The organism is Thalassospira sp. MCCC 1A01428, assembly GCF_002115825.1.
Lineage (GTDB): Bacteria > Pseudomonadota > Alphaproteobacteria > Rhodospirillales > Thalassospiraceae > Thalassospira.
In genome coordinates, this window is sequence record NZ_JFJZ01000053.1 from 1 (window position 1) to 7,026 (window position 7,026).

4 protein-coding genes are annotated in these 7,026 nt (G+C 49.3%); all 4 read right to left on the reverse strand.

Annotated elements, in window-relative coordinates; genetic code table 11:
- Positions 1–961: 961 nt before the first annotated feature.
- The 4 genes from THS27_RS23060 to THS27_RS23075 all read right to left on the reverse strand — a co-directional run bounded on the left by THS27_RS23060 (position 962) and on the right by THS27_RS23075 (position 7,025).
- Positions 962–2,515, reverse strand: a complete 1,554-nt coding sequence (locus tag THS27_RS23060) for a type II toxin-antitoxin system HipA family toxin (protein ID WP_085594904.1) — start codon at positions 2,513–2,515, stop codon at positions 962–964.
- Positions 2,508–2,759, reverse strand: coding sequence for a helix-turn-helix domain-containing protein (locus THS27_RS23065; protein WP_168184984.1), 252 nt, complete (start codon positions 2,757–2,759; stop codon positions 2,508–2,510). Before THS27_RS23065 ends, THS27_RS23060 begins: the two co-directional genes overlap by 8 nt.
- 197 nt (positions 2,760–2,956) lie before the next feature.
- Positions 2,957–4,420: a Fic family protein gene (locus THS27_RS23070; protein WP_210402995.1), complete on the reverse strand. Its 1,464-nt coding sequence runs from the start codon at positions 4,418–4,420 to the stop codon at positions 2,957–2,959.
- A gap of 250 nt (positions 4,421–4,670) precedes the next feature.
- Positions 4,671–7,025, reverse strand: coding sequence for a hypothetical protein (locus tag THS27_RS23075; RefSeq protein ID WP_139835714.1), 2,355 nt, complete (start codon positions 7,023–7,025; stop codon positions 4,671–4,673).
- Position 7,026: the final 1 nt, after the last annotated feature.

Genomic DNA, 7,026 nt, shown 5'->3' on the forward strand with positions numbered 1-7,026 from the left:
AGCCGTGAGGGGACGCTTACGTGCTCTTTGACACCCCTACATTTTTTGCTACTTGCACCCAGTTAAGGCCCTTCTGGTAAAGCTTTGTCGCCTTTTGCATAATGGCGAGTGACCAAGAGAGTTGGTAAACGTTTAAGCAATAAAACCTTAGCTGGGTCAACATGCCAAGTGGTCTTACTGTTAAGTGTGGCCGTCGATACATCAAATTTCCGTAGCCGTGAGTCCCACATGAGAACGGACTTTAATAACTAAACTGTAGCATTTATGCTATTTCCCCTATCAGCTAGCTGCTAAAAATCACGAAACACTCCGTGGCAGGTGCACCTTGAAGTTACAATTATACTTACTGTTGTTTGCTTTATCGCTCTGCAGAAAAAGGGAAGCATCAGATACCCCGCTGACGATCGGAACCCTTTTGGCCAAATGGACGGCATATTTGGGAGTTTTTTACGCATTTTTGAGTGTCGCCGAAAACGGATTTAATTTTGATGACTTGCAGATACTGCAGTCAATATTGAGCCCATATCAGAACTTTCGCGATGGAATATATGGTCCATTATCAAATATGGTCTCCGATACGTTCAAGGATTTTACTATTGTTTATATATTTTTTGGAATCGCGTTTTTCGTCGCATACAAGAACGCGATGAAAGCAGCGAAAACGTGCACTATCAGCTATTTACTATTATATTATAGACTGAGACGTATTGGGCATACAGCTTCCTACAGCGATCCAAGCTCTTCATTGAGTTTAGAAAAGATCATTTTTTACCGTAAACACCTTGATGCGACAGGAAACAAGGACAATTTCTTCAGTAAAATGAGAATCACTCTATTTTGGCCTTATTACTATTGGCAAAATGGGATTGGACCTAACAGCGCCTTTCGAAAGATGTATGAACCTATACAGACAATTCGAATTATATCAAGAAGGGCAGAAGAAGTTTACGATACCAGGCGCTTAAAATTTCTGAGTAAAGCAATGACGGGAAACACCCTTAAGAGCATTAGTCTTTTTTGACTGCGACCCCGGCGTGTCAGAAGATTGTGAAACGCCTGGTTTGACCTGGTCAATCAATTTGAGCCCTGCTAGCAGACCGCGCTTTTCCTGAAGCTCAAGGCGCGATGGTTTTGGCAGCTCCTCAAGCTCCTTTAAACGCTCTCTGGTGGCCTGTTCTATTTCAGCTACTCTGAATGAGGGCAGGGCGGTTATATCCGCCAGCACCCGATTTTTAAGGGCTACATCATGGGTGATATCAACGCATAGAGGCTGCGCTGTTTCCGGCATTGCGTGAATCAGGTCGTCGCTTAAAGCAGAGTCCTTCAAACCGGTTTCCCAGGCTGCTGCGATCTGCGGCGCAATATCTCTAAAAGCTGGTGACTGGTTAACGTGTTCAGCGAGGTCAGCACGTGTTGACGCCGCAGCTTGCGCAACCTGATCTATGATATCTCCTGCTTTTTGAGCGGAGAGCCCGGCCCGGCGGCCCAGATCGGTCAGCCTCTGACGATCAGGCCATTTGGAACTGCCATTCATGACCAGCGCCATTTGGTCTTTGGGGAGATAGGCAGTAGTTGTAACCACATCATAGACTGGTGCAAGACGAAGACGGCCGTTCACATCATCGTAAAGCAAGGCAAAGTTCTTGAGATGAGCGTCGCCGTTACGGAGAATGCAATTGAGAACAATCAATTTGTACAGATCCGGCCCCTGCCTCGACCATTCTTCCGGCCCAAGAAAATCGGCCGCTCTTTTCATGACAGCACTTTCATAGCTGCCGTCATACTTGCGGTTTGTGTTTCTACCATTCAGAACACAGAAATCTTCCATGCCGATGTAATGGCCATCTTCTTTGAGATCGAACCGGTCAATAACGAGAGCTTCGCCGCCTTCAGACAGACGATGTCGGGGCACATCAAGTCCTGCCCGGGCGGCCGCCATCAGGCAGAAAAATTCGTTCGCGGCCAGTTCGGGATATTCTCGGGGATCCCAGAGCTTGACGATATGGGTTGCACCGCGAAAACTCGGTGACATCCGGGTGCCCGCATCGCTCATATTATCGCGAACCAGCACTTTCGGCTGCACGCCACTAATGCCGGAATAGCTGGTGAATTTTTCAAGCAGATAATCAAACAGTTCGCCATCGCGACGACTTTTAAGAATGTCATCAATCGCCTGAAACGGGACATCTTCATCGGGTTTTTCATGTATGCCGCTGTAGCGCAAACGCCCCATCTGGGTGCGACCGATAACCGAGAGCAGGTCAAAGTCATCAAACTTCCCCAGGGACTTGGCAAATTGCCGCGATATCCGGTCCCGAAGATAGCCTTCAGGCAGGTTCATTTCGAAGATCGGCAACAATCCCTGCCGCGCGTCCCATGACTGCAACCTGACAGGCATGGTTACGGAAACGGCCTGTAAGGGATCCGCGCCAGGATCGTAGGAGAAGGTCGTGCCGCGATCATTTAATCGGTCTAGCCGACCAGAAAGAATGAGATCACTCCAGACTTTAATCATCTTCTGCCATCAAGTCCTCTAACGTCGGCCGATAATGATTTGCCGGGCCGATTTTGATTTCAAGATTAAGCAAGGACAGCAATAGATGGACTTTGCTATATCCGAGCTCCTGGATATGGCCACGTTCAAGTGCACTGAGCGTTGATCGGGCAATGCCGGCATCCCGGGCCAGATCTTCCTGACGCATTTTGCGAAATTTGCGTGTTTCCCGAATTGTCCTGCCAATATCATAGAGCGTCATCATGATGAACCATAGGTGAATGTATAATATACCAGACATTATAAGCATAAAATCTAATAATGTGCAATATACAGGACATTATGAGCTAAGCAACATGCTCATCACTATCGAACCTTTTATGAGATTTGGAAAAACCATCCTCTGCCATTGAGGTAAAGGGCTTCAGGGTATGGATGCAACTTTGAGGGTGGGCAGAGCGGTTAACGCTGCCTGAAACCACCCTTAACAGCATTGATCTGGTTTATGGTCGAAACCGGCTTATCCGGAGACCGCATACTTGCCTGGCTTACCTGGTCAATCAATTTGAGACCCGCAATCAGACCACGCTTTTCCTGAAGCTCAAGGCGCGATGGTTTTGGCTGCTCTTCAATCGCCTTCAAACGTCCTCTGGTGGCCTGCTCGATTTCAGCCAACCTTGATGAGGGCAGGGCGGTTAACTCCGTGAGCACCCGCTTTTTAAGGGCTGCATCATGGGTGATATCCACGGATAGCGGTTGTATCGGCATGCTTTCCTGGTTGCGAACAGCGTAGCGCGTTGATCGACCACCACCCCCAAAGATTTTGAGGCAACCCTTCTCAACCAGGTCAGTCAGGTGGCGTGTTGCCGTAGCTTTGCTGACTTGAGCAAAAGCTGCATATTTTGAAGCACTCAAACCGTCCGGAAATTTTCCATCTAGCAGCTTATTTAGTGCTTTTTGTTGTTCGGGGTTTAAGTGCGTCTCTCGATGCTGTTCCCAAAACCTGGTTTTGGTCAGTGTTTGATCAATGCGCTCGCAAGCAAGACCAAGGGATTTATCCAAAGTCCTGGCAAACCAGTTAACCCAGCCAGAGAGGTTTGCACCACCTTTCTGGGCATTTTCCAGCGCCTGGTAATATCCTTTGCGGTCCTTTGCGATGCCCGCAGACATCGCATATAAACGGATGCTTTCAGGATCAGCCTGGCCAAGTGCCAAATCTCCGATCGCTCGACCAATACGGCCATTGCCATCATCGAAAGGATGAATGGTAACAAACCGAAAATGTGCAAGAGCAGCACGTTCAATTGGATCAAGCGACGGATCGCCCGCGCTTTCATTGAACCAGGTGATGAAATCAACCATTTCCTGATTAACGCGATCGACTGGTGGCGCTTGAAAATGAACCACAGGCATATGAGATGGCCGCGATGACACCACCTGCATCACGCCCTCAGACCGATACTTCCCGACATCAATTTTTTCAATCCGAAATTCGTTCTCGGGGAAAAGCTGCCGGTGCCATTTGAACAACCTCTCTTCAGTAAGAGGTTCATGAACGTTGGTAACAGCATCAAGCATCATCTCAACAAGGCCATCAGACTTGTCTGTACTGCGGCCACGTTCGTCATCTACAAGGCCAAGCTTGTTCGCCAGTGACGACTTTACTGATTCACGATCAAGGTTTTCCCCCTCGATCGCAGATGATTGCACGATATTTTCAAGCAAAGCATTTAGTGCTGATTGATCAGAATTCCCCTGGGCCCTTGCCAGGCCAGAAAGTTGGCCTTGTTGCCGATATATTGCCGGCAGAAGGATGCGCAATTCTTCACGATCCCAGCGGAAGTTCGTCCAGTTCGTATCTTCCCATATCCATGACATTGCTTGGCCTTGTTCGTATGAGCCAAATAATCCAGCTATTCGGATCATTATATGAGCCAATTATACTCTCTATTCGGCTCATTGCCAACGTGCAAAGCCGTGTATCGCACACTTCTTGATCGAGACCTGGAAAAGCAAGGAGCACCGCCACCTGCCTCAACATAGTGAGGAGGCATGATCCGCTAGAGGTGTTGCGTTATATCGGTTTGGCGAGGCCAATATTGCTGACCAGTAACCTCAAAATTTAAAGGCATAAAAGCCCTGCAAAGGAAGCAGGGCTTTTACCATGGCCATCCGGTTATCGTTTAGGGCCGGTTTTTTGAGCTGAGGTGGTTTGTGACTTGATCGTTTGTGAAGAAAAGGGTTTGGTATCGATCCCGCGACTGTTCATCACTTCGAGCAAAGCGGTTTCGGCACGCTTGAGCGACCGACGTTCTTGTAACTCAACACGAGGGGCCGAATTGCCAATCTGACCGCTTTTTTCTTGAGTTTTTCGCAGATTGGCCACCAGCTGATCATTGGTCAAGCCTTCAAGGTCTTTTTTGAAGGCTATTTTGTCTGCCTTACCTTCCCCAACGGTCATCGCTTTACCCCCGATCGAGGCCGCCATAGAGGGTTTCCCGATCTCATCCGCTGGGGTGTTTTCTCGCTGGTTGGCCGTCGGCATCACCGGTTCAGCCGGTGCCATTCCCAGATCTCGCGTGCGCTTCGGCGCCTGGTCAAGATTAACCACGTTGTCACGGATAACATCAGCGGCCGCTTGCAGATGCTGATCACCGACCTGGCTTACAAATTTCAAAAAGTTTTCCGAGCGGGCTGCCTGCCAGCGACCATCATCGGTCTGAAAAATGATATCACCGGTTTTCAGAGGATAAACAAAGGCGTGCACATCTTTTTGACTGATCGCGGCATTCAGGGCCGGATCGATAAGGCCAGAATCCAGAATTTTGCGGATATCCAGATTGCCGACGGTTCCTGCCTGGGTAGCTTCTACAGCCAGACGATTGGCTTCCATCGTGGTCTGGCCTGAGCCTATTTGCTCGACAGCATTAATCAGGGCCGCCGCCCCACCAATGGTCGCGGCGACACCGATTTTGACCGAATCAGCGGATTGCTGTGATCGAATTCCAACATCATAATTGCCCTCGGATCGCCGTACTTCATAGTTAGCGAGTTTACCTTCAAATTCCTGACCAGGGGCAGAATTGAGCTCCTGGGAAATTTGTGCGGCCAGCCGATCTGAATAGCGTTGAGCAGGTGGCTCTGGTGGAATCCCCATTGTCTCGGAAAATTGCTGGCTGCTTCGTTGACGGCTTTCAGCCATCATAGCAGCTAGTCCGCGCTGTAGTTCGTTGATGTTTTTCAAATCTTTTTTGAAAGCATCATCACCACCTTTAGACAGAAAATTTGCCGCTGAACTTAGTTTTTTCGCCGGAGAGGAATAGGCAAAAATCTGACGGCGAACAGACTTCATATCTTTGCGGGCCTTATCGATTTCTTTTCGCTGGGAGCGGATTTCCGCGGCAAGCTCAAAGTTGCTCATTTTTTTGATGGATTGCCGGGAATGGTCGTATAGCGCTTTGTTATCCCCGGGGAGAGGAAGCCGAACGCCATCCTGCCTGGCTTTGATTTCAGCCCGGGTGCCTAGTTCGCCACCTGCTACCTTGAGATAAATATCTTCGACGGACTGAAATCCGCGGCCCCGTGCAAGATTGTTAACCCGTTCAAAGAACCGGTTAAAGGGCTTGAGGGCCTGCTCAACAAGCGGGCCCGGCTTGTCACGTCCTGTACGGTATTTAGCAAATGCTTGTGCGGCTCGCTTTCCTGTTAATTCGCTTTCGATAACCGTCGATCGATGCTGAAAAACACCCAAACGGTTGCCCTCAGCATCGAAAAGCTGGGCCATACCATCTTTTTCGCCACCCGGTGGAAATTTTATGGTTTCACCGGGTGCAAGTTTCCGCCAGGTCTTACCATTATCGAGCGAAACCTGATCAAAAGTCGAGAAGGCCTCGTCAAGAATTGCACGTTCTTTTTGATTAAGAACGTGTGTCAGGCCTTCAAAAACCGCCACATTCACGGCTTTATCCGGGTCAAAACCGTCACTATCGAGCGCGATGGCGATAGTTCCGCGCAGCGGATCCATATCCACGCTTGGCGCTGTACCGTCCAGTCCTTGTAAAAAGACCTTGATATCAGCGGTAGGGTTCATTTCCCGAACGGCTTTAACGATATCGCCCCGCATGATTTCAAGGCGAGAAGCTTCGGCCTCGGAGCGATCAAAAAGCTCAGCACCACCAGCCTTGTATAGGCGTTCATTAATATCCGCGGTCAAATGCTGTGCTGATCTGTAATCGCGTAATGATGCGGTAAAGCGGTCAAAGCTTTCAGCACCCACTGCAGATCGCAAGGCTGCATCATATTCACGACGACTGGCCATGTTCGGCGCAGCGCGGCTGGATCCGGCCCCAAAGCTCGGCACCCACAGACTTTCAAAAGAATCGAGCAGTTGCTCAACATCAGCCGGGCTGCGACCGGCATTGATCATCTTCTGAGCAACTGCACCGCGTTGAGCTGAATAGTGACTAACGGTGTCGCTTAATCTCAGACGAGCATCTTTGTGCCCGTCCTGAAGTTCTTGTAATGATTGCATA